Genomic DNA, 22,609 nt, shown 5'->3' on the forward strand with positions numbered 1-22,609 from the left:
GCCTGTGTCGATCCGCGAGCTGATCGTGCTCGGTACCGCCAGCCAGGTGCCGACACGTCACCGCAATCACAACGGATATCTGCTGCGTTGGGACGGCGAGGGCTTGCTGTTCGACCCAGGAGAGGGATCACAACGCCAGCTGATCCTCGCAGGTGTTTCGGCCAGTGCCGTCACCCGGCTGTGTCTGACCCACTTTCATGGCGACCACTGCCTCGGGGTTCCGGGAATGCTGCAACGCATGTCGCTGGACGGGGCGTCGCATTCGCTGCACGCCTACTATCCGGCGTCCGGCCAGGAGTACTTCGCCCGCCTTCGGCACGCGAGCATTTTCCACGACACACTCGACGTGCAGGAGCACCCGATGAGCGCCGACGGCCCGGTCGCCGATGGTGCATTCGGCCATCTGGAGGTGCGCACGCTCGACCATTCGGTGCCCTCGATCGGCTACCGGCTCGTCGAGCCCGATGGCCGGAGGATGGTGCCTGACTCGCTGGCACGTTTCGGGGTTGCCGGACCACTCGTCGGCGAACTGCAGAAGACCGGAGAAGTGCGTATCGGTGACCGCCGGGTGCGGCTGTCCGAGGTCAGTGAGCCTCGGCCGGGCCAGCGTTTCGCCTTCATCATGGACACCCGCCTGTGCGACGCCGTGTACGCCTTGGCAGAGGACGCAGACCTCCTGGTGATCGAAGCGACGTTCCTCAACGGGGACGCCGAGCTGGCTTCGCGTTACGGCCATCTGACCGCGCGGCAGGCCGGTCAGGTCGCCGCCGCGAGCAACGTGCGGCGGCTGGTGCTGACCCATTTCTCCCAGCGCTACGACGATGCCCGGCATCATCACGACGAGGCAGCCGAGGTCTTCGGCGGCGAGGTGATCACGGCCGAGGACCTGGCCAGGATCCGCGTCCCCCGACGGTTGTGAGGGCGCCGATCCCCACGCGTGCATGACATGAAGTTGATATGAAGTCTCCGGCGGACACCGTTAGTGTCCGCAGAATGTCAGAGTGACGATGTCGGTCCCCTCCTGCGATCAGCAGCGTGCCGGCACATCGATCCGAGCGCTGAGTGTTGCCGATGAGCCCGAGAGGCTCGACGCCGCCGCGGAGCGCGACGAGGTCGTCCAGCTGACCCGTCAGCAGGAGCTGCGGCAGGCCCGCTACTACCGGGGACTCCTGGAGTCGCAGCGGGCTGAGGTCGAAGAAGAGTTGGCCCGTGACTGCGAACTGCTCGTCAGACACGCGGCCGACGATCGCAACCGGCGTCGGACGCCACGCCTTCGTGAAGCCATCAGACGCAAGCGCCGGGAGCAGTACCAGATTGACTGTCTGCTGGAATCTCTGAACATGCGGTTCTTTCGGCCGCGGCCGATGCCGTTACCGGACCACCGCTTCACCATCGAGGTCGAACCCACGCGGCACGGCTACCGCGTAAGGATCCCCGAACTCGATCAAGTCGTGACCGCCGTCAGCCGCGATGATGCTGCAATGACGGCCCGCGAGTACATCGCCGTGAGCATCGGCATCGCGATCAGCCGGATCTCCGTCACCCCAGGGCGCTTGGGCACGTAGTTCTGATGGGTGCTCCTCTCGAGCCCCTTATCTCTGCGTCAATGCATGAGTTTCTAAAGTATTTCGCAACTCTCGTGCGGAAAACTCCTGTGGGACAAAGTATTGCATCAGTGTGATGGCTTGCCATATGTGGCTATCGGTTAATGTCCAGGCACAGTTTCCCCGTCATTCACCTACGGGAAACGCTGCGTCCCAACTATTTATGTGCAACTGATCGCTGGCTGGTGACACCGCTTCACGGGCACTGCTACGTTCCCTCGGGAAGAAATCTTCGATTACTGAGAGGCCCGCCGCCGCACCATGCTGAAAACCCTTGCACCACTGGCTGTCGCCTGTTCGCTCGGCGCTTTTGCTTCTCTTGCCGGCGCCAACCAGGCTGGAGCCCAGCCGATTCCAGCTCCGCCGGCGCCCGATGTTGCACCTGCGCCCGAAGTCGACAACGGCACCGTCCCGTCGGCGGCGCCGGGGATCTTGCCGACACCCGAGGGCTGGACGCTTTCGGTCAAGGCAGTGGACGAAACGCAGCTCGACGTGGCTCCGTTGACTACCGCCGTGTCCTCGCGCGAATACCTGGTGGGTGGAACGTTTCTGGGCGAGGTCACCGGCTCTGGCAAGGCCGCGCTGGCCGGTGGCACGTTGGAGGCCGGCTACCAGATCGGTTGTGGCATCAGTGCCGATGTCGTCGATGCGAGGTTCGGCGGCAATATCACGCCCTCGCTGAGCTCCGCGGGAGTGCCGAGCGTCGGAGGTGGTCTCTTCGCGCAGATCCGCCCCACTCTCAAGCCGGGCACGGCATCCGTCGTCCCCGTGACGAAGATCGAATATGAGGGTGATGCGGCACGTGTGACGATCACCGGCCTGCGGATCAAGATCGACAGCTGCGTCGGCCAGTCCTTCATTCGCTCATACGCGACCTTCACCAGCTCCACGGCCGACACGCAGGATGTCGTCTCCTACGTGGGCGTGACCAAGGCCGTGTGAAGTCCCGGCCTCAAACTCACACTCGCTCAATCGTTTACGTTCCGAGAGGTGTCAACAACTGACATGACCAAGATTCTTGCTGCATTGTTTGCGGTAGGTGCGCTGGCGGTGCCGGCGCCCCACGCGACCGCCGCTCCCGAACCCGTCTTGCCGCACGAGCCGAACGCAGATGCTCTGCCGCCCGTCGAAGGCGAACCCGGAGCCCCGCCGGACACCGGGACCGTCGGCTCCGCGGAACAGTCCGTGGTCACGACGCCGGACGGTTGGGTATTGAAGCTCGCGGCCAGGGATGAGACACAATTGCCGATCCCAGCCCTGACTACCGCGACCTCGTCGCGTGAGTACCTGGCTGGTGGGACATTCACCGGCAACATCAGCGGTAGCGGCACCACGTCGTTGCAGGGCGGCACGCTCGAGGCGGGTTACCAGATCGGCTGCGGTATCGAGTTGGGTTCGGTTCGCCTGACCGGCAGCCTCGGCCTTTCCTCGTCGGTCAGCCGGACTGGCCTCGGCGGAATCAACGCACCGATTCAGGGCAATGTCGAAGTGCGCCCGAAACCGGGCGAGGTCATCGACGTCTCGGTCACCGAAATGAAGTTCAAAGGCAAGGATTCCCGGGTCACGCTCAAAGACGTGCACATCAAGATCGATGGGTGCGTTGGCCAGTCTTTTCTGCGGTCATTCGCAAAGCTGACCAGCGCAGCCCCGGGGTCCCAAGACGTCGTCGCGTACTACGGAGTGACCAAGACCGTCTGATCCGCGTCGGCCCCGATCTGCGGATACGTCGGGTACTCGATGCCCGACAGGTACTGCACCGTGCGCACCACCTGGGACGAATAGCCGAATTCGTTGTCGTACCAGACGTAGAGGATCACGTTGTCTTCGTCGACGATCGTCGCGTTGGCATCGATGATGCTGGCCGCGCGTGACCCGATGAAGTCGCTGGACACTGCGTCGGTCGCCGCGGTGTAGTCGAGGTTGCGGCTCAACGGTCCCGACAGGGACGCCTGGCGCAGGTACTCCAGGGCTTCTTCCTTGGTCGTCGGGCGGTGCAGCTGCATGTTCAGGATCGCCACCGAGACGTCCGGGGTGGGAACGCGGATCGAGCTGCCGCTGATCTTGGCCTTCAGGTCAGGCATGGCTTTGGCGACAGCGGAGGCCGCACCGGTTTCGGTCAGGACCAGGTTGAACGGCGCGGACCGGCCGCGGCGGTCGGCGTTGTGATAGTTGTCCAGCAGGTTCTGGTCATTGGTGAACGAATGCACGGTCTCCACGTGGCAGCGGGCGATGCCGTACTCGTCGTCCATTGCCTTCAGCGGCGGAACGATCGCGTTGGTCGTGCATGATGCGCACGAGAAGATCTGCTGTTCGAGGTCGAGGGTGCGGTGGTTGACCCCGTGCACGATGTTCGGGACGTCGCCCTTGCCCGGGGCGGTCAGCAGGACCTTCGCGATGCCGGGCCGCAGGTGCTTGGACAGGCCGTCGCGGTCACGCCACTTGCCGGTGTTGTCGATCAGGATCGCGTTGTCGATGCCGTACTCGGTGTAATCGACGGTCGCCGGGTCGTCACTGTGGATGAACTTGATGACGTTGCCGTTGGCGATGAGGCTGTTGGTTTCAGTGTCGACCTTGATCGTGCCGTCGAACTGGCCGTGCACCGAGTCGCGGCGCAGCAGCGACGCCCGCTTGGCGAGGTCGCCCTCCCCGTTGCTGCGGATCACCACAGCGCGCAGGTTGAGGCCGTTTCCGGAGCCGGCCTTCTCGATCAGCAGGCGCGCGACGAGCCGGCCGATCCGGCCGAACCCGTAGAGCACCACGTCCCGCGGACCCTGCGGTTCGCTCTTGTTCTCGCCGGTCACGTCGCTGAGGACCTGCGCGGTGAACTCGGGCACCGACAATCCCTCATCGCTGGCGCGGTACGCCATGATCAGCAGGCCGAGGTCGATCTTCGACGGGCCCAGGTCCAGGTCGGCCAGCGCCTGCAAGAACGGGAAGGTCTCTTCGACCGACAGTTCTTCACCGCCGACCTGTCGCGCGAACCGGTGCGTCCGCAGGATCTTGATGACGGACCGGTTCACCAGCGACCGGCTGTGCAGCAGGACTGTGACGCCCTTCGCCCGGTACAGGGTGCCGATGATCGGGATCATCGCCTCCGCGAGTGCTTCCTGAGCATTCCAATGGGCGAGTTCTGGCGAGTTCAAATCAAGCGTCCTGTGGGTCGTGTGGGCTGGCCCCTCGGATGAGTACCGCCTTGATGGTAGCGATTGTCCGATCTCACAATGCGTCGCGGTTCGCCGGTGAGAATTGCAGTGGCCCAGGTCACAGGGGGAAATGGCGCGCCGTCTGTTTCCAGAACCGGTAGTCGTCGGGCAGGCAGACCGCGCAGGGCCGGTAGCCGGCGGCGACGGCGGTGGCCTCGTCGGCGAAGAAGACACGGTTGCGCACGTATCCGCCGGCCGCGATGGCTCGCAGGGCCGACGGGCAGTCCAGGCGGCCGTAGAGCTTGCTGCCGCGATGCCCACCCAGGGTTCCGGGTGTGACGCTGCGGTACGGCTGACCATCGGCTCCCATCAGCGTGTACCGCTTGATGTTCGACGTCATGCGGCGTCGTGGAAGACAAGCCCCAGGGTGAATCGCGTACCGCTACGAACCACGGAAACCCCATGCCGCACCGGCGCTGCCGACCATCCGCGGGCCGAGGGCACCGGCCTGTCCCGGGTGGTGAAGACCAGGCCGTGCCCCTGCGGGATGACGGTGGCGGTGCCGCGCGACTGCGCGCGCGGCCGCTGTTCGTAGAGCAGGAACTCCCCGCCGGTGTGGTCGACGCCGGGGCTGGTCAGGTTGATGACCACTTGCAGCGGAAAGACCAGCTCCCCGTACAGGTCTCGATGGAGGGCGTTCCAGTCGCCGGCCTCGTACTTGAGCAGGATCGCGGTGGTTTTGGTCTGTCCCGCTGCGTGGCACAAGCCCAGCCAGTCGTCCAGATCGTCGGGCCATGGCGCTTCCCGGCGAAGTTTGGTCCACCAGTCGCGCGCGATCGGCAACAGCCGGGGATAGAGCGCGTGCTTGAGCGCGACGACGGCGTCGGGATAGGGCGTGGAGAAGTAGCGGTACTCGCCTTGCCCGAAGCGGTATCGGCTCATGTCGATCGTGGAGCGGAACCGGCGCTCGTCGGGGTAGAGCGCGGCGATCCGGTCGGCCTCGGCAGCGGTGAGGAGCGGACCGGTAAGAGCGCAGCCCACGCTGTCGAGGTCCGAACGGATCGCATCCCAGTCGGCTGCGGCCACGCGGCCTGCCCACGGCCCACCTGCGACGATCATGCGGCGGCCTCCAAATCCAGCAGAAGTCGTTTGGCTTCCACACCTCCGAGGTAGCCGCCCATCGCCCCGTCGCTGCGCACGACGCGGTGGCAGGGCACGACGACCGGCAGGGGGTTGGTGGCGCAGGCGGTCCCCACTGCACGTACGGCTTTGGGGTTGCCGGCGAGCTGGGCCACAGCTGCGTAGCTGGCGGTATGCCCGTAACCGATCTCTGGGAGGTGGTGCAGCACCGTGCTGCGGAATCCCGCGGACAACCGCCAGTCCAGCACGATGTCGAAGGTGCGCCGGATACCGGCGAAGTACTCGTCGAGTTCCCGGGCCACGGTGTCGAGACGGGTTGGTGCGCGCAGGATGCGTGGGCTGACCTTGTCGGCGAGCTGCTGCAGGACGACGTCGTGGTCTTCACTGGCATAGGCGACGCGCACCAGGCCCTGGTCGGTGGCGGCCACCAGCAGCGGGCCCACCGGGCTGTCGACGATTCGGTAGGCGACGTCGAGGATGCCGTCGCGGTCGGCGGCAACGGCCAGTCGTGTCCGCAGGGTGGCCATGTGGTCCGTGCCGTCGGCCATCTGCGCCAGGTCGTGGATGAGGTCGTGGTCGGTGTTCATCGGGTTTCTCCTCTCCGGGAGGTACTGATGGCGGCGGAGCCGCTGCGATAGGTACGCCTGAGGGTCGCGATGCCGTCGGCGGCGGCGCGCCGGGCGGCATCGGTGCTGCCGCCGAGGATGGCCGCGATGTCGGCATAGGGCAGGCCGGCCAGGTAGTGGTAGGCCACGGCTTGCTTCTGTTTGGTCGGTAGGCGCTCGAGCACATCGGCCAGGTCGTCGTCGCGGTCGTGCTGCGGTGCGGTGGGTGTCTCCGGCACGGTGTCGGTGGGGATCGCGTGGCGCGACCGGGCCCGGGTGATGTCGATCGCCTTGCGGTGAGCGACCGTCACCAGCCACGCTTCGATGTTCGCGTCAGCCGGAAGGTCCGGATAGGCCTTCATCGCGGCCAGGAACGTTTCCGACCACGCGTCGTCGGCGTCGATCGGTCCGACGACGGCCCTACACACCCGCAGTACCGTGGGGCCGTGGTCCTCGACCACTGCCTCGAAGGGCTGTTTGGCTTTCACGTTCTGTAGACGCTCCGACCGCAGGTTTCGTGAGATCCCAGTTTGGAATGGATGGTCAGCTCGGCGGCGCGAGGCCGTTGAGGATGAAATCCATGACCTCGTCGGCGATTTCGTTCTGGGTCTTGGTCGAGTTGATGACGCTGTGCAGTGCGGCGGTCATCATGATCGCCCCGAAGATACTGATCGCGGAGCTTTCTGGGTCGGCAAGACTGCGCAGTGAACCGTCGGCGGCCCCGGCCTTCAGCACACGGGCGATGGGTTCGTAGAAAGCCTCTTGAACTGCCGACGCGAGATCGGGCAGGCGAATGGCGCGCCCGAGGTCGCCGACCAGCGCCTGGCTGGTCCCCGGTCGGCCCATGGTGTGGGCAATCTGGACCTGGACCACGGCGGCCAACCGGTCTCGGCCCGGCCCGGGAGCATCGGTGGCCGCGGCAACATCACGGGCGAGCGCATCGAGGGAATCCCGGAACAGGAAGGCGAGGATGTCGTCCTTGCCCTTGAAGTAGTAGTACAGCGTTGCCTTCGGGACTCCCGATGCTGCGGCGATGTCCTCGATCTTGGTCTTCTGCAGCCCGCGGGTGGCGATGAGGTCCGTCGCTGCGTACAGCTTCTCGGCCACCGCAGGAGGCACGGTGCGCCCGGTCAGTTCAGCCACGAGCGCAGTCTACGAGCGTCCTTGCGCAGAGTTTGTACTTTGAGTACAAACTAGATGTCTAGTTCGGTGGTAACGATGTGCGGGAGAGTCATGACAGAGGCGCAGACAACCGACGTCCTCGTGGTCGGATACGGAGCCGCGGGGGTCTGCGCAGCGCTGGAGGCGCGCTCGAGAGGCGCCGACGTCCTGGCCATCGACCGATTCAACGGCGGCGGCGCGACGCAGGTGTCCGGCGGCATCATCTATGCCGGTGGCGGCACCTGGGTTCAGCGCCAGGCCGGAGTCGAGGACGACGCCGAGGCGATGTACGCCTACCTGCAGGCCGAGATCGGCGACGCGGTGCGTCCCGAGACGCTGCGGCGTTTCGTCGACGACAGTCCGGCGATGATCGACTGGCTCACCGAACACGGCGTGCCGTTCGAGGCTTCGGTCTGTCCGTACAAGACGTCGTATCCGAACAACAAGTACTACCTCTACTACTCGGGCAGCGAGAACTCCGGGCGCTTTCGTGAGATCACGCCGCCGGCGCAACGTGGTCACCGGGCCAAGGGGCCGGGGGCTTCGGGCAAGAAGATCTATCAGCCTCTCGCGGCATCGGCAGCCGCACGCGGCGTGCGCACACAGTTCCTCACTCGCGCTGTCGCGTTGTTGACCGATCCCAGCGGCCGGGTGGTCGGTGTGCGGACGAGCACGCTTGCGCACGCACCGGCGTGGGTTCGGCGCCGCTATCGCGCGTATGCCGAGCTGGCGGTCAAACCGGGCATCTACTATCCGCCGCTGCGGGCCGCGATGGAAAAGCTGTTGGACCGCTTGGAAAGTCGGTACGCCCGCACTGTCGACATCCATGCGCGCAAGGCGGTCATTCTCAGTGCGGGTGGATACATCGCCAACCGCGAGCTGATCGCCGAGCATGCACCCGCGTACCGCGAAGGGCTTCAGCTGGGCACCACCGGGGATGACGGTGCCGGCATCGCGCTGGCCGCCGAGGTCGGCGCTGCGGTCGATCGCCTCGACAACGTGTCCGCGTGGCGCTTCATCACCCCGCCCAGCGCGTTCCTGGGAGGCCTCGTGGTCGATGAACACGGACAGCGATTCATCGACGAGACCCGCTACGGTGCCGCGGTCGGCCACGCGATGATTCAGGACCACGGCGGACGCGGCTGGATCCTGGCCGACCACCGGCTGCTCAAGCAAGCGCGAGCCCAGCTTCCCGAGCAGGCCATCTGGTTCCAACGCCTGCAGATGGAAGCCATGTTGCGTACCGACCGGGTCGTGGCCGACACCCTGGAAGAAGTTGCCGCCAAGGCCGGTGTCGACCCGGCGGGGTTGGTGGCGACCGTCGCGGCCCACAACGCGGCCGCCTCGGCCGGGCTGCCGGATCCGATGGGCAAGCCGGCAGAGTTCGTCAAACCTGTTGAACAGGGTCCGTTCTCACTGATCTCGATATCGATCAGGCCCAGCCTGCTCAACCCGTGCCCGATGTTCACCCTGGGCGGCCTGATCGTCGACGAACTCACCGGAGCGGTGACAACCCCTGCCGGCGAGTCGATTCCGGGTCTCTACGCGGCGGGGCGCACGGCCATCGGACTGTGTGTGAACTCCTACGTCAGTGGATTGTCGATCGCCGACTGCGTCTTCTCGGGCCGTCGCGCCGCAGAGCATGCTGTCGCGATGGAACCCACGCCGTCACCGTAGGGCGCTGCCGCCGAGCCACTCGTCCCACGGCACACCCCAGTCGCCGTTCTGCCAGATGGGCAGCGGATCGCCGCCGGTGTTTCGGACCTCGAACACGTCTCCGGGTTGGGAGAACTCGTAGAACCATCGCCCGTTGTCGGCATTGACATTCAGGCATCCGTGCGACGTGTTGGTCTTGCCTTGCGCCCAGATCGTGCTGTCGAGTTGGTGGACGTAGATTCCGCTGTTGGTCAGCCGTACCGCGTTGTTGACGGTCACCTTGTAGCCCAGGCGTGAGTCGACGGGCAGGCCGTAGGTCGACGAATCCATGACCACGGTGTCGGACTTGTCCATCACCGTGTACACGCCGGGCTGAGTCCAGAACGAAATGGTCTTGCCTGCAACGGTTTCTGATCCGCCCATGCCCATGGAGGTGGGAATCGTGCGGACCAGCTCGTCATTGCGGTAGACGCGGATCTGTTTGGTGGCGTCGTCGGCGACGGACACGTGCGACTCCCCGATCCGGAAGGAAATCCGGCCGGCGCCCCGGTCGTCGGCCGCCGCGACCACCTCGGTGCCCGGACGGTAGTAGCTCTGCGGCCGCCAGTGGGCGTGCCGGTTGTCCATCCAGTACCAGGAACCATCAACGGAAGGAACGGTTTTCACCGACAGCCGTCTTTCTGCCGCCTTGCGGTCGACGACCGGTTCGTCGAAGTTGGCGACGATCACCGTGCCGACCCCGTAGGTCCCTCCGTCGACCAAGGCGGCGCCCGACGTGGCGGTGAAGCTGACCCGGGCCTGTTCGCCGGCGGTGAGTTCGGTGGGCATCGACGCCGGCTGGGTCAGCCAGATGGTCGCGCCGATGGCGACGATGAGGGCCAGCGACAGGATCGGTAGTGGTCGCCTCCGCGGTGCAGCCGCCAACATCTCGGCGCCTCCCATCTGTCGGCCGCGTCCCGGCGGCGCAGTGTGCTAGAACGGAATACGTAGCTACGGCGTAGCTACGTAGGCGACGTTAGCATGGAGGTAGGCAGTGAGTGGACGGCGAGAGAGCGTCAAGAAGGACCTCATCTTCATCGGAGGCCTGGTTGTCATCGGCGCCGCGCTGATCGCCTACCTGCTGATACGTCCCGGCACCGACGCCGTCACCGCGGAGCCCGCGGCGGCTCCGGCGGCGACGTCACAGGCATCCGGCGCGGCGGGCGGTGACGCCGACCGGGGCCACAGTCCGGTGGAACGCCGGCAGCCCGGTGACCCGCTGGCGTTGGGGGATCCCGACGCACCCGTGGCGTTGGTGGTGTTCTCCGACTACCGATGCCCGTTCTGCGCGAAGTTCAGCCGGGACACCGAGCCCGAACTCGTCAAGCGCTACGTCGACGCCGGCCAACTCCGGATCGAGTGGCGTGACTACCCGATCTTCGGCCCGCAGTCGATGACGGCAGCACGCGCCGGACGCGCGGCGGCCGAGCAGGGCAGGTTCTGGGAGTTCAACCGGGCTGTCTATGCGGCCGCGCCGGAGCGGTCGAAGGCCGACCTCGCGGACGAGGATCTGATCGGCCTCGCCAGGCAGGCCGGTGTCCCCGACATCGACAGATTCACCGCATCAATGCGCGGCAGCACCTTCGACGACGCGATCAACGCCGATCTGGCGCAGGGCACCGGGATCGGTGTCCCCAGCACTCCGGCCTTCCTGATCAATGACGTGCCCATGCTCGGCGCGCAGCCCACGGACGATTTCGTGACGGCCATCGACGGGGCGCTGGCCAAGCGATGAGTGGCGTCGGTCTGCTCGGAGCCTTCCTCGGCGGGTTGGCCTCGTTGCTCAGCCCGTGCTCGGCCCTGCTGTTGCCGTCGTTTTTCGCCTACGCCTTCGACCGGACGCGCTTGCTGGTCCAGCGCACTGTGGCGTTCTGGGTGGGTCTCTGTGCGGTGCTGGTGCCGTTGGGAGCCGGCGTCGGGGCGCTGGGCAGCGTCGTCACTCGTTATCGCAGTGAAGTCACCGTGGCCGGAGGCCTGGTGCTGATCGGCTTCGGCCTGATGACGTTGCTGGGCAAGGGATTCGGCCTGTCGGGCATGCAACGGATGACGGCCCGGATCAACATTTCCGGCAGCGCGTCGGTGCTCGCGTTGGGAGCTGTGTACGGACTGGCCGGCTTCTGCGCAGGTCCGCTGCTGGGCGCGGTCCTGACCATGTCGGCGATGGGCGCCGACCCGGCCTACGGGGCACTGCTGATGGCGGTCTACGCCCTTGGCATGGCGGCGCCGTTGTTTCTACTCGCCTGGTTGTGGGAGCGCTTCAACCTGTCCGAACGCACCTGGCTGCGGGGCCGGCCGGTGCGCTTGGGCCCGCTGGAGACCCACACCACCTCGCTGCTCACCGGGGCGATCTTCATCGTTTTGGGCGGGCTGTTCCTGTTCACCGACGGCACCGCGAATCTCGGCGGGCTGCTGTCCGTCGACGCCCAGTATGACCTGCAAGTTTGGCTGGGCCGATTGTCGTCGGGGGTCAGTGATCTCCGGCTGATCCTGGGCGTTGTACTGGCACTCATCGTGTGGAGGTCGATCCGGTTGTGGCGAAAGCGTGCCGTCGGTGAGAGCACGGTCAGATGAGCCGAGAAGCTACTATCGCGCTACATAGGTTTGATGCGCGAGACCACCAACTGGTGACGGCGCACCCACGCAGGCGGTAATGAATATGGGAATCAAAGGGTTTGGCGATCTCGAAGCTGTGGTGATGGAAGTGCTCTGGTCACGTGCGGAGCCGTCGACGGTACGCAGCGTGCACGACGAGCTCGTCACCAAGCGACAGATCGCCTACACCACGGTCATGTCGACCATGGACAACCTGTTCCGAAAAGGCTGGTTGGAGCGGGAGAAGGTCGGTCTGGCGTATAGCTACCGGCCGGTCATGACCCGTGAGGAGCACTCCGCGCAACTGATGCGCACGGTGTTCGAATCCGGCGGCGACAGTGAGTTGATCCTCAACTTCTTCCTCGAGCAGATCGTCGATGACGATTCGAAGAAACTCCGGCAGGCGCTCAAGCGGTTCACCGAGGAGCAGTCACGATGAACGCGGTCACGTTTCTTCTCGGCTACGCAATGGCGCTGAGCTGGCTGGCGCCGGTGTTGTTCACCGGCCCGATCTCGGTCAACGTGCATCCCAGACTGTCGGTGGCAGGCTGGCTGGTGGTCGTCGCAACGGCGTCATTCGCCTGGGTGGCGGCGTTGGTGATCCTGATCGCAGGCGCCGCCCACAGCCTGATCACCCACACCGCACCGACGTTCTGCGTCGAGGCACTGGGGATCGCCGGGGCGGTGACGTTGCCGCCCACCGTGGCGACGGTGTTGGTGGTCGCCCTGCTTGCGGTCACTGCCGCAGTGGCGACCAACACCACGCGTCGTGTGATCGTCACGTTGTACCGAACGCGGCGCGCCAATCGTGAACACGCAGAAGCGGTTCGGATCATCGGCCGGCCCACCGGCCACGATGGCGTCATCGCCATCACGGCTGACCAGCCCGCGGCGTACTGCGTGTCCGGCGGCCGGCACCGCGCGATCGTCGTCACGACGGCGGCGTTGGAGTTGTTGAGGCCGCCCGCGCTCGCGGCGGTCCTGGCCCATGAGCGGGCGCACCTGCGAGGCCGCCATCATCACGTCATTGCGACGCTCAACACCCTCGCCGCAGCGCTGCCGCGCCTGCCCCTGATGCGGGAGGCGGCCCGGTCGGTGCCGGCGTTACTGGAGATGTGCGCGGACGACGCGGCCACCCGCAGACACGGCCGTGAGCCGCTGTTGGCGAGCCTCGTCGCGTTGAGTACCCGGCATCGGCTGCCCGACGGCGTGCTGGCGGCGGCGGGGACGGCGGTGGCCGACCGGGTTACCCGACTCCTGCAACCTCAGCGAGCGATCTGGTGGCGTCCACAGTCCTTGGCGATGGTGCTCATCGTCATCGCGACGGCCTCTGCACCGGCCTTCGCGCTGACGTTGTGCACCCTGCAGCCGTAACTGCCCGTCAGATGTCGCCGCTACTACTCGGCCCCGTGCGGGGGCCGTAGCGCTCGGCGTAGGCCTGGTGGATGTGCGCGTTCTTCTTGCGCGAGAGCTCGTCGATGAGGGCCGGGTTCAGACCGTGCTTGACGAGCATGTGACGCCGCCACACCTTGTTGAGGGCGTGGGAGAAGTAGACGAACGGGATGAAGATCGGCACTGTCATGCTGGCGTGCAGGTAGAGCGACATCGGGATGAACCAGATCGGCGCCAGAACCAGGATTGCCGGGATCGCGACACGGACCATCATCCGGATGGTGGCGCCGGGGCCTGCGAGGTCGTTGGCCACCCACTCGCGCATGGAGTCGGGTAGCCGCTTGCCGTAGCAGTACCCGATGTACTGCAGCGGGCCCGGTTTTGTGCGGGAGGCTTGGCCGGTGGGCATTGCAGCAGGGTAACGCTCGGTATCATGGATTGCGAATTTCATCAATCCATCAATCATTGGGGCAGCGGTGACCGACAGCGTCCTAGATGGTCCCGAGCGGCCGTTGTACGAGATCAAGGCCAACCTGTTCAAGGCGCTGGCGCATCCGGCGCGGATCCGGGTGCTGGAGATCCTTTCGATGCGCGACGGCCCGACTCCGGTCAGCGAGATTCTGGCGGCCAGCGATATCGAACCGACCCTGCTGTCGCAGCACCTCGCGGTTCTCAAGCGCCATCACGTGGTCAGCGGGCACCGGGTCGGCAACGCGGTGTACTACACGCTTGCGCACCCGAAGATCGCTGAACTGCTGCTCATCGCCCGAACGTTCCTCGCCGATACCCTTGCCGCCCAGCGCGATCAGATCGACGCCATCGGCTCGCTGCCGCCGATCGGCACCGCGCGATAGTCAGCGCGGAAGCTGGTCGAGCCAATCGGAATTCCCGTCGACAGCGTTGCCGTCGATGGCCACCAGCGGCACCCCGGGATCAGGGAAAGCTCGCAGCAGCGGAAGGTTGTTTGCGCCGATGGTGTGGCCGTCGTAGGGGATCGGAAGCCCCAGCTTGATCATGTCCTGGGCTGATGGTGGTGCGCCGGCGCGGTCGGCCAGCCCGGCGAGCTGATCGTTGCTCAGATCCGTCTCGCCTTCTTCTTTCGGCTGTTGATCGGCGGCGAAGATCTGCTCGATGAACTGCCAGGTGATGTCGCTCGATTGCGAGTGGTCGGCGACGATGTGGGCGGCATAGATGGCGCGGCTGTCGTAATTGCCGCTCGCCGAATACTTTTCGAGGAAGTTGACGAGACGCAGATTGATGTGGAGCTTGCCATCCGCGATGCGCCGGCCGATCTCGGCGCCCTGGTCGCGCACCATCTTCCCGCTGTAGGGGCACAGCGGGTCCAGATAGAGGTCGATCTGACCCGGCGCCGCGGGGTCGCCGATGGAGAGAACATCTCCGGCCGACGATGCCGGCGCCGCCTGCGCGCGGCCGGCTCCGGGGCCCCACATGAACGCCATCGTGAGTAGGCCGGCCAGCAGCAGGAGGTGAATCGTTCGGTATGCCGACCGATTCGCGGTGCCTGGTCCATGCGGGTTCGCGGTCATGACTTCCATCCTCGCTGACCGCGACGCACGCGACTCGGGTGAGGGGTGGGAAGGCCCTCAACCTGGACGTTTACTGTATTTCTCTAGTTATTTAGAGGAAAAGTGGCAGAACGAGACAGTTTGTTGTTACTGTCCGGTAATGCGCAATGCCGGGGGGATTGTGGTCGTCCTCATGCTGATCATCGGGTCGCTCGTCGCATCTACGACGTTGGCATTCGCCGACACGGGGGATGAGCCGCAGTACGCCGATTTCTATCTCCCGCCGGACCCGCTGCCGGCCGGTGTGCCCGGCGACGTGATCCGCACCGAACCCAGCCGGCTGGTGCTCGAGCCATCCGGTCAGCTGGGCGCCATCATGGCGACCGGAACGCGGATCATGTACCGCAGCATCGACTCTCGGAACAATCCGATCGCCGTCACCGGCACCTACTTCGAGCCGTACAACGACTGGCCCGGAAAGGGGCCGCGCCCCCTGCTCGTCTATGCGCCCGGTACTCAGGGGCAGGGCAATCAGTGCGCACCGTCGCGCCAGTTCAACCAGGGCATCCACTACTCGGGTGGCTGGGACATCATGGTCAACTACGAGGAGGCGTTCGTCGCGACCTTGGTGGCCCGCGGCTTTGCCATCCTCATGACCGATTATCAGGGTCTCGGCACCGACTCGATGCACACCTACGTGAACCGCCTGGCTGAGGGGCACGCCGTCCTCGACGCCGCCCGCGCCGCCATGAAATTGCCCGAGACATCGCTGGATCCGCATGGCCCCGTGGCCTTCTGGGGATATTCGCAGGGTGGTGGTGCAACTGCGTCCGCGGCGGAGCTGGCTTCGGCCTACGCGCCCGAACTGAACATCGTCGGCACCTATGCCGGTGCGCCGCCGGCCGACCTCAAGGAACTGCTGCCCTACGCCGACGGTAGTGCACTCGTGGGCGTCGTCGGCTACGCACTCAACGGCGTCATCGCCGCCTACCCGGAAGCCGCCGACGCGATCCGGTCGAAGCTCACCCAGCGCGGCAAGGACATGCTCGAGTCGGTGTCACGCCAGTGCGTGGGACAGACGATCGTCGACTTCGCCTTCCGGCATCTGCAGCCCTACTTCAACGAGGACATCAACAAACTCGTCAACGAAGAACCGTTCAGCAGCCTGTTCGATCTGCAGAAGCTCGGCCGGTTCAAGCCGAACGCGCCGGTGCTGATCAACAGCAACCGCTACGACCCGCTGGTGCCGTGGACCGCGGCCAACCAGCTGGGCCGGGACTGGTGCGCGCAGGGTGCCGACGTCGAATTCCGCACCAACGAGGAACCGCCGTTCCTCAACAAGCTGGTGATCAACCACGCGCTCCCGATGCTCGTGGACGGAGAGCCGGCCATGCAGTGGATCGCCGCCCGCTTCAACGGAGAACCCACCACACCCAACTGCGGCCAGTTCTGACGGTCGGGGCGATATCCCGGACCTCGAATGCCCGCTCGATAGACTGCGGGGCATCGCTGAACGCAGGAAGTACAACGCCGCCCAGCGTCGCCGCGAACTGGCTGACGCTGCCATCGAACTGCTCGGCAAGGACGGTTCGCGCGGCGTGAGTCACCCCAAGGTCGACAAGAAGGCAGAGGTTCCCGACGGCACGACGTCGTTCTATTTCCGGACCCGAGATGCGCTGATGCACGCGATCGCCGCGCGCCTCAACGAACTCGACCTCGCCGACCTCTCCCTGCTCACCGAGTTGACCGATGCCGATCCGACAGAGTTCGCCGGCACGCTCGGGTTCGCCACGCTGGTCATGTATTCGTCGACCGAACCGTGGCTCACCCGGGCCAAGGCCCGCTACGAGTTGGCCCTGCAGGCCGGCCGTGACGACGAACTGGCTGCAACACTCAGCGCGTCCGTCGAGGGGTTCTACGGGGTTGCGCGCGCAGTCGTGACGGAATGGCATGCCACGGACGAGAATCCGATGGCGCCCGACGTCATCGACGAGCAGGCCAAAACCCTGTTCTCGTTCATCAACGGGGTGATGATGACCTTTGTCATCGGACAACCGCTGGTGGACAACGCCGATCAGCTCGACCGGCTGATCCGAGGAGTCCTGGCAGGCTGGCCGGTCGAGGGAACTGCCTGAACGGCGTTGTCGAACAACGGCGACGACAACAGCATGGCGCTCACGTGGTCGACGAACACGTCATGGTCGGAACCGAGGTTGCCTTCCGTCCATTCGATGAACAGCGAGATGATGGCGCCGAAAACGGTGGCGTACTGCATCTTGACCCGCGCCGCCGCCGCGGCGGTGCCCGCTCGGTCGGTCGGTGCCGTCAGTCCGGTCATCGCACCGACGGCGTCGCGTACGAAATGACGAAGCCTGAGGTCAGCGATCGGCTCCACCAACAGGATTCGGCAAATCCGGGGATCTTCTTCGACCAGTTGCGCTGCTGCTCCCACTCCCGCACGGGTGCGTGTGGGTAGATCGGCGTCCGGGTCGGCGGCGGCGTAGATGACCTGACGTGCGTGCTCGAACGTGCTGCGGTAGACCTCGCCGAGCAGGTCGTCGGTGTCGGTGAAGCTCTCGTAGAAGAACTTCTGGCTGAGCTCTGCCTCGCGGCAGACGGCGCGCATGGTCATGGCGGCGACTCCCTGGGTGCCGACCAGGTCGGCGCCTGCCTGGATCAGTCGGGCGCGGCGGTCCGCCGACCGTGCTTCGGCGGCCTGGCCGCGGTACGGCCTTGACATTCCGTGAGCATAGCGAGCACGATCCAATTCTGGAAGCATCCGCTTCCGGATTGTGAGGGGGATGCCCAGTGACCGCGCCCAGTGAAGGTGACGCAGACCGGGCTCGCCCCGAGGTCGCGGCGTGGACGGCGTTCGTCGACGGATTGCGCACGGCCGGTGCGCAACTCGCGGCAGACACCGCCGCCCTGCCGGAATCCGAACGCGCCGACGGGTTCCGTGCACTGTTGCGCGCAGTGTCAAATCAGCTGGGCCGCTTGGAAGTTGATCGCGACAAGCCTGAGTTCGTCGCGTTCAACGGCTGGCGTCAGAAATTCCTGATGGACAATCCCGACTTCCAGTACTGGGTCGCCGATGTCCGCCCCGGCGGCCGCTACCTGATCCGTGGCAATCGCGGCAACGCCGCGTACGTGTCGATCACCGCCTATTCCGGTTCGGGCGGGGCGGCTGCCCAGGCGAGCTCCCGGATCGACAGTGATGCAATCACGTTCGACGCCGACGGCGATTACCAGGTGACGGTCGGCGGTGACCGTCAGGAGAACGACTGGCTGGACCTGCCCGATCGCGCGATCGTCATCTGGGTACGTCACTTCCACGATGACGCACAGACCGATCGCATCGGGTGGTGTGCCATCGAGCCGGTCGAGCCGCCCCCGGTACCGGCGGCGATCGACCCGCTGAGGTTCGGCAAGCAGCTGTCGAAAGCCTCGGCGGCCATCGCCGTGCTGCCGCGCATCTGGGATGGCGCGGTGGCCGCCGATCACGAGTCGCCGAACCAGTTGCACCACTGGACCGAGATGGCCGGGGGAGCAGTGTTCACCGAACCGGCCATCCACTATCTGCGCGGCGGTTGGCAGCTCGGTCCCGACGAAGCGCTGCTCGTCGAAGGCGATCTGGTGCCGTGCCGGTACTGGAACATCTTGGCGTACAGCAGATTTCTCAATTCGCTCGATTACCGGCACCGGCGGGTCTCCTACACTGGTGCCACCGCGAACCTCGATGGCGGACGCTACCGGTTCGTGGTCTCGGCCACCGATCCCGGACCGGCCGCCGGGGACTGGATCGACAGTGAGGGCCGCGCGTTCGGCATCGTCGTGATGCGGTTCCTGCAACCCGAACAGCAGCCCACCCTGCCCACGACGCGCGTCGTGTCCCTGACCGATCTGGCGGAGCGCCCATGACCGGCTGGTCCGCGCCTGCCCGCACACCGGAGGCGTTGACGGCCTACGCGGCGGCCGAGCAGGATCGGGCCGCGCGCCCGGACCGCTACCAGCTCGGTGCCGACGCCATCGACATCGTCATCGACCGCGGCACCCGCGGTGCCGGCGTCGGCGTTCTGGGCGACCCCGGCGAGTGGCGTCCGGGTGTGGAGCAGTACCTGGCCTCGGCCGAGGAGGACGGCCGGCTCAACGCCCTCGGAGCGTTGACCGCCCAGCGAACCGCGTCCGGGCGGCTCGCGGCCAGGATCGCGATGGCGCGGTATCTGAAGGAACATCCCACCACCGAGCACCGTCCGCTGCTACCCCCGGTGATCATCACCGGCGGCTGGCGCACGGGCACCACCTTCTTGTACCGGTTACTCGACCGCGACCCCCGATTACGTGCGCCGCTGCCAGCCGAGCTGGGCGCGCCGTGGCGGCTACCCGGCGACCTCGACGGCGACGAACGCGTCCGCCGCCTCGAGGCGGCCGCAGCCGGTCAGTACCTGCTGCACGTTCTCAACCCCACGATGGCCGCGGTGCACGACTCCGGACCGAACCTGCCCGAGGAGTGCGTGCTCGGCATGGGCACCACCCTGCGCAACTGGGGCTTCACCGCCACCACGCGCCTCGACGGCTACGCGTCCTGGCTCGCCGGCCAGGACTTCGCCGCCGAGTACGCGCAGCACCGGCGGATGCTGCAGATCCTCGACGCCGGGGACGGCCGCCGTTGGGTCCTGAAAGCGCCGGCCCACACCGCCGAGCTCAGCCACGTCATCGCGACGTATCCGGGCGCCTGCATCGTGCAGTTGCACCGCGACATCGTGGAGACGGTGGCGTCGGGCGCCAGCCTGTTCGCGACGTACCGGTCCACTTACAGCGACGACGTCGACGGGGTCGACGTCGGCCGGTTTCAAACGGCGCAGACCGAGCTGTGGCTGCGCCGCGCCCTCGATGCCCGGGCCGCGGCGTCCACTGTCACCTGGCTCGACGTCCAGTACCGCGACCTGGTGGCCGACCCGGAGGCGACGGTGCGTCGCATCTACGCCGCGGCGCAAATGGAGCCGCCGGACATCCGTGGAATGCTCGCCGATCATCACCGCGCCCAGCCCCACGGCGGGAAAGGCGCGCACCGATACCGGCCCGAGGAATTCGGTATCAACCCCGCCGAGTTGCGCGAGCGGATGCACTTCTACACCCAGACGCTGGACCCGTCCGGCGCGCATCGGATCGAGGCGTGACGCGCCGGCCCGTCGGGGAGCGACTGGCGCTAATCGCGTCGCCCCATTACTTTCCCTGAGGTGATGTCCTCAGCCGTTGGCGCAGTCGCGCGGTCGATCGCTCCCTTCCTGACAGTCGCCTCGGTGGTCGCCGCGGGCCTCGCCACTGCTCCGGGGCCGACGGTCCGTCTGGCCAGCGACGGCAACCCGCTCGAGGGGCACTCGTTCTACGTCAACCCCTCGTCGAAGGCCGCGCGCGCCGCGCAGGGCAACCCGAGCCCTGAACTGCAGGCGATCGCCAACACCCCCACCGCGTACTGGATGGACAACGTCTCCAGCCCCGCGGTGGACGCCAAGTACATCGCGGCGGCGCAGGCCGCAGGCACCATGCCGATCCTGGCGCTCTACGGCATCCCGCATCGCGACTGCGGGAGCTACGCCGCGGGCGGTTTCGGGTCGGCCGCTGCCTACAAGGGCTGGATCGACGGTGTCGCCGCCGCCATCGGCGGTGGGCCGGCCGCGGTCATCCTCGAACCCGACGCACTCGCCATGGCGGACTGCCTGTCGGGCGATCAGCGCGAGGAGCGCTACAACCTGATGAGCTACGCGGTGGACACGCTGACCCGCAATCCGGGCACCGCGGTGTACGTCGATGCGGGGCACTCCCGATGGACGGCCGCCGACGAGATGGCCAACAGGCTCAACCGCGTCGGCGTCGCCAAGGCGCGCGGATTCAGCCTCAACACCGCGAACTTCTTCACCACCGAAGAGGAAATCGGTTACGGCGACGCGATTTCGGGCCAGACTGGCGGCAAGCCCTACGTCATCGACACCTCGCGCAACGGTGCCGGACCGGCCGAAGGCGAGATGTACTGGTGCAACCCGAGCGGACGGGCCCTCGGCGCGGCGCCGACCACGGCGACCGGGAACGGCAACGTCGACGCGTTCCTGTGGGTGAAGCGTCCCGGTGAGTCCGACGGCGCATGCGGTACCGGCGAGGCCGCCGCGGGCACCTTCGTCAATCAGTACGCCATCGACCTGGTCCGCAAGGCGCACGGGTAGAGCGGACTACTGGGGCGGGGGAGCCTCCGCCTCGCACTCAGCGAGCATCGGCGTGGTGAAGTCGACCGAGCCGACACCGCCGAGGGTCATGCCGTTGTCGCGCAGCGTCATCGTCGTCGTGTAGCGGCAGGTCTGATTGACTGTCAGTCCGGTGAGGAACTCGACGTCGTAGGTGTACAGGAACGAGCGCACGAGCTGGTTCGCGTCCCACGGCACATCGAGGGCGAAGCCCAAGGACGACCCGGACCGGGCGTTGAGCAACCGCGGGCCGACCTCACCGATCCCCGGCGTCAGGTAGAACGGGGCGCCGTCGAGCTTGGTGCCGGACACACTGACGCTTCTGATGCGATAGCCGGTGGTGCCGGACGGGATGAGCGGGCCGCGCCTGATGTTCGTGCTGAACAGGATCGAGTAGTTGGTCCCGCCGGCGATGGCCGTCGTGCTGAAGCTGGTCGAGGTGAACTCCTGTGGCAGCTGAGCCGCGCAATTGCCGACCTTGCCGGATGGATCACCGCATTCCTGTGGTGCCGCCAGGGCACTTGGTGCAAGCACCGCAGCGCCGACTACGGGCACCGTGAATGCGGCGCCGCGGATGAACGTGCGTCGGGAGAACGCACTTCCTGAACGATTCGTCATTGGTCTTCCTCCTTGTTCGCTCGTGTTTTTCGGTCTCCAATTCCGAAGCTACAAGGGTGACCCCGCGATGTGGCCGGGTTCGGCAACTAGCGGAAGGAACCGGCTCCCCCGTCGACGAGCAGGGTCTGCCCGGTGAGATAGGTGGAATCGTCACCGATCAGGAAGGCCACGACCGCCCCGATGTCGTCGGTGGGGTCGCCGATTCGTTTGAGCGAGGTGCTCCTGACGACCGCCTCGTACTGTTTGGGCGCCATGTCGCGCAACACTTTCAAGCCGTCCGTCTCGGCAAGCGGGCAGACCACGTTGACGCGGATCCCGTCGACGCCCCATTCGAGGGCGGCAACCTTGGACATGCCGCGAATCGCTTCTTTGGCGCCGGCGTACGCGCCGAACGAGTGTGTGCCGACGGTGCCCGCGGCGGAGCCGAGGTTGACGATGGATCCACCGCCACCGTTGACCATGACCGGGTGGACCGCCTGCATCAGCCGGAACGTCGCCCGCGGCCCCGTGTCGTGGACGCGCTCGTATTCCTCGGCGGGAATGTCGACGAACGGGATGGGTCCGGCGCTGGCGACGGCATTGTTGACCAGTCCGTTCACCGTGCCGAACGCCTCGAGTGCCGCGTCGACGATGCGCTGGGCGCTGTCGGCGTCACGTAGGTCCGCAACCACCGATGCCACCTCGAATCCGGCGTCGGTGAATTCCGCTGTGGTGTTTGCCAATACCTCGTCGAGGATGTCGGTCACCAATACGCGCGCCCCACGGGACAACAACGCGGTCGCGATGCCTTTGCCGACACCGCGGGCGGCTCCGGTGACGATCGCGACGTGGCCGTCCAGTGAGTGCGGATGGCTGTAGGTGGACATGGACCTGCCTTTCGGATTCGGCCAGATTTGG

At 66.2% G+C, this 22,609-nt stretch carries 27 protein-coding genes; 15 read left to right on the forward strand and 12 right to left on the reverse strand.

Annotation, left to right across the window (positions count from 1 at the left end; genetic code table 11):
- The first annotated feature begins 4 nt into the window (after positions 1-4).
- The 4 genes from A5779_RS15680 to A5779_RS15695 all read left to right on the forward strand — a co-directional run bounded on the left by A5779_RS15680 (position 5) and on the right by A5779_RS15695 (position 3,302).
- Complete coding sequence (locus A5779_RS15680) at positions 5-919, forward strand: ribonuclease Z (RefSeq protein ID WP_064883358.1); 915 nt, start codon at positions 5-7, stop codon at positions 917-919.
- Between the two features lie 82 nt (positions 920-1,001).
- The gene (locus A5779_RS15685) at positions 1,002-1,565 is read left to right on the forward strand and encodes a hypothetical protein (RefSeq protein WP_131811651.1); all 564 of its coding nucleotides are present in this window, start codon (positions 1,002-1,004) and stop codon (positions 1,563-1,565) included.
- 300 nt (positions 1,566-1,865) lie between these two features.
- Entirely contained in the window at positions 1,866-2,546 is a 681-nt protein-coding gene (locus A5779_RS15690; RefSeq protein WP_064883362.1) for an MspA family porin, read from the forward strand.
- A gap of 63 nt (positions 2,547-2,609) precedes the next feature.
- Positions 2,610-3,302: an MspA family porin gene (locus A5779_RS15695; protein ID WP_064883365.1), complete on the forward strand. Its 693-nt coding sequence runs from the start codon at positions 2,610-2,612 to the stop codon at positions 3,300-3,302.
- On the opposite strand, the gene A5779_RS15700 is transcribed toward A5779_RS15695, so the two are convergent.
- The 6 genes from A5779_RS15700 to A5779_RS15725 form a co-directional block, all read right to left on the reverse strand.
- Positions 3,278-4,747 (reverse strand): glyceraldehyde-3-phosphate dehydrogenase, encoded by a 1,470-nt coding sequence (locus tag A5779_RS15700; RefSeq protein WP_064883367.1) that lies wholly within the window; start codon positions 4,745-4,747, stop codon positions 3,278-3,280. The genes A5779_RS15695 and A5779_RS15700 overlap by 25 nt on opposite strands.
- Before the next feature lie 118 nt (positions 4,748-4,865).
- On the reverse strand, positions 4,866-5,147 hold the full coding sequence (locus tag A5779_RS15705; RefSeq protein WP_064883368.1) for an Ada metal-binding domain-containing protein: 282 nt from the start codon (positions 5,145-5,147) through the stop codon (positions 4,866-4,868).
- A complete protein-coding gene (locus tag A5779_RS15710; RefSeq protein ID WP_064883369.1) occupies positions 5,144-5,866 on the reverse strand; it encodes a 2OG-Fe(II) oxygenase in 723 nt (240 codons plus the stop codon). Before A5779_RS15710 ends, A5779_RS15705 begins: the two co-directional genes overlap by 4 nt.
- Positions 5,863-6,414, reverse strand: coding sequence for a methylated-DNA--[protein]-cysteine S-methyltransferase (locus A5779_RS15715; RefSeq protein WP_413784923.1), 552 nt, complete (start codon positions 6,412-6,414; stop codon positions 5,863-5,865). Before A5779_RS15715 ends, A5779_RS15710 begins: the two co-directional genes overlap by 4 nt.
- 56 nt (positions 6,415-6,470) lie before the next feature.
- Positions 6,471-6,980, reverse strand: a complete 510-nt coding sequence (locus tag A5779_RS15720) for an RNA polymerase sigma factor (RefSeq protein WP_064883373.1) — start codon at positions 6,978-6,980, stop codon at positions 6,471-6,473.
- Between the two features lie 55 nt (positions 6,981-7,035).
- The gene (locus tag A5779_RS15725) at positions 7,036-7,635 is read right to left on the reverse strand and encodes a TetR/AcrR family transcriptional regulator (RefSeq protein ID WP_236734781.1); all 600 of its coding nucleotides are present in this window, start codon (positions 7,633-7,635) and stop codon (positions 7,036-7,038) included.
- A 90-nt stretch (positions 7,636-7,725) separates the two neighbouring features.
- On the opposite strand from A5779_RS15725, the gene A5779_RS15730 reads away from it, so the two are divergent.
- On the forward strand, positions 7,726-9,330 hold the full coding sequence (locus A5779_RS15730; RefSeq protein ID WP_064883375.1) for an FAD-binding protein: 1,605 nt from the start codon (positions 7,726-7,728) through the stop codon (positions 9,328-9,330).
- Here A5779_RS15730 and A5779_RS15735 read toward each other — a convergent pair.
- On the reverse strand, positions 9,322-10,236 hold the full coding sequence (locus tag A5779_RS15735) for a L,D-transpeptidase (protein WP_064883441.1): 915 nt from the start codon (positions 10,234-10,236) through the stop codon (positions 9,322-9,324). The two genes, A5779_RS15730 and A5779_RS15735, sit on opposite strands and share 9 nt — an antisense overlap.
- A gap of 106 nt (positions 10,237-10,342) precedes the next feature.
- Here A5779_RS15735 and A5779_RS15740 point away from each other — a divergent pair, with 106 nt between their 5' ends.
- From A5779_RS15740 to A5779_RS15755, 4 genes are all read left to right on the forward strand, one after another.
- Positions 10,343-11,083 (forward strand): DsbA family protein, encoded by a 741-nt coding sequence (locus tag A5779_RS15740; protein ID WP_064883377.1) that lies wholly within the window; start codon positions 10,343-10,345, stop codon positions 11,081-11,083.
- Complete coding sequence (locus tag A5779_RS15745; protein WP_064883379.1) at positions 11,080-11,919, forward strand: cytochrome c biogenesis CcdA family protein; 840 nt, start codon at positions 11,080-11,082, stop codon at positions 11,917-11,919. Before A5779_RS15740 ends, A5779_RS15745 begins: the two co-directional genes overlap by 4 nt.
- A gap of 85 nt (positions 11,920-12,004) precedes the next feature.
- Positions 12,005-12,379 (forward strand): BlaI/MecI/CopY family transcriptional regulator, encoded by a 375-nt coding sequence (locus tag A5779_RS15750; RefSeq protein WP_064883381.1) that lies wholly within the window; start codon positions 12,005-12,007, stop codon positions 12,377-12,379.
- Positions 12,376-13,314 carry a M56 family metallopeptidase gene (locus A5779_RS15755; RefSeq protein ID WP_064883383.1) on the forward strand — a complete coding sequence of 313 codons (939 nt, stop codon included), beginning with the start codon at positions 12,376-12,378 and terminating at the stop codon, positions 13,312-13,314. Before A5779_RS15750 ends, A5779_RS15755 begins: the two co-directional genes overlap by 4 nt.
- A gap of 7 nt (positions 13,315-13,321) precedes the next feature.
- On the opposite strand, the gene A5779_RS15760 is transcribed toward A5779_RS15755, so the two are convergent.
- Positions 13,322-13,741 (reverse strand): DUF5313 domain-containing protein, encoded by a 420-nt coding sequence (locus A5779_RS15760; RefSeq protein WP_064883443.1) that lies wholly within the window; start codon positions 13,739-13,741, stop codon positions 13,322-13,324.
- A gap of 67 nt (positions 13,742-13,808) precedes the next feature.
- Between A5779_RS15760 and A5779_RS15765 the strand changes: the two genes are divergently transcribed.
- Positions 13,809-14,186 carry an ArsR/SmtB family transcription factor gene (locus tag A5779_RS15765; RefSeq protein WP_055110904.1) on the forward strand — a complete coding sequence of 126 codons (378 nt, stop codon included), beginning with the start codon at positions 13,809-13,811 and terminating at the stop codon, positions 14,184-14,186.
- Here A5779_RS15765 and A5779_RS15770 read toward each other — a convergent pair whose 3' ends face one another.
- A complete protein-coding gene (locus A5779_RS15770) occupies positions 14,187-14,879 on the reverse strand; it encodes a thioredoxin domain-containing protein (protein WP_110777370.1) in 693 nt (230 codons plus the stop codon).
- 139 nt (positions 14,880-15,018) lie between these two features.
- On the opposite strand from A5779_RS15770, the gene A5779_RS15775 reads away from it, so the two are divergent.
- Positions 15,019-16,311 carry a lipase family protein gene (locus tag A5779_RS15775; protein ID WP_082941705.1) on the forward strand — a complete coding sequence of 431 codons (1,293 nt, stop codon included), beginning with the start codon at positions 15,019-15,021 and terminating at the stop codon, positions 16,309-16,311.
- Positions 16,312-16,429: 118 nt separating this feature from the next.
- Complete coding sequence (locus A5779_RS15780; RefSeq protein WP_064883385.1) at positions 16,430-16,993, forward strand: TetR/AcrR family transcriptional regulator; 564 nt, start codon at positions 16,430-16,432, stop codon at positions 16,991-16,993.
- On the opposite strand, the gene A5779_RS15785 is transcribed toward A5779_RS15780, so the two are convergent.
- Positions 16,933-17,598, reverse strand: coding sequence for a TetR/AcrR family transcriptional regulator (locus A5779_RS15785; RefSeq protein WP_064883387.1), 666 nt, complete (start codon positions 17,596-17,598; stop codon positions 16,933-16,935). The genes A5779_RS15780 and A5779_RS15785 overlap by 61 nt on opposite strands.
- A 68-nt stretch (positions 17,599-17,666) precedes the next feature.
- Here A5779_RS15785 and A5779_RS15790 point away from each other — a divergent pair, with 68 nt between their 5' ends.
- The 3 genes from A5779_RS15790 to A5779_RS15800 all read left to right on the forward strand — a co-directional run bounded on the left by A5779_RS15790 (position 17,667) and on the right by A5779_RS15800 (position 21,076).
- A complete protein-coding gene (locus tag A5779_RS15790) occupies positions 17,667-18,776 on the forward strand; it encodes a DUF1214 domain-containing protein (RefSeq protein ID WP_064883388.1) in 1,110 nt (369 codons plus the stop codon).
- Positions 18,773-20,035: a sulfotransferase family protein gene (locus A5779_RS15795; RefSeq protein WP_064883390.1), complete on the forward strand. Its 1,263-nt coding sequence runs from the start codon at positions 18,773-18,775 to the stop codon at positions 20,033-20,035. The genes A5779_RS15790 and A5779_RS15795 overlap by 4 nt, the downstream gene beginning before the upstream one ends.
- Before the next feature lie 63 nt (positions 20,036-20,098).
- Positions 20,099-21,076, forward strand: coding sequence for a glycoside hydrolase family 6 protein (locus A5779_RS15800; protein ID WP_064883449.1), 978 nt, complete (start codon positions 20,099-20,101; stop codon positions 21,074-21,076).
- A 6-nt stretch (positions 21,077-21,082) separates the two neighbouring features.
- Here the strand turns inward: A5779_RS15800 and A5779_RS15805 are convergent, their stop codons facing one another.
- Positions 21,083-21,712, reverse strand: coding sequence for a hypothetical protein (locus A5779_RS15805; RefSeq protein WP_064883392.1), 630 nt, complete (start codon positions 21,710-21,712; stop codon positions 21,083-21,085).
- An 86-nt stretch (positions 21,713-21,798) separates the two neighbouring features.
- Entirely contained in the window at positions 21,799-22,578 is a 780-nt protein-coding gene (locus A5779_RS15810; protein ID WP_064883394.1) for an SDR family NAD(P)-dependent oxidoreductase, read from the reverse strand.
- Positions 22,579-22,609: the final 31 nt, after the last annotated feature.

The organism is Mycolicibacterium peregrinum, assembly GCF_001665625.1.
Taxonomy (GTDB): Bacteria; Actinomycetota; Actinomycetes; order Mycobacteriales; family Mycobacteriaceae; genus Mycobacterium; species Mycobacterium peregrinum_B.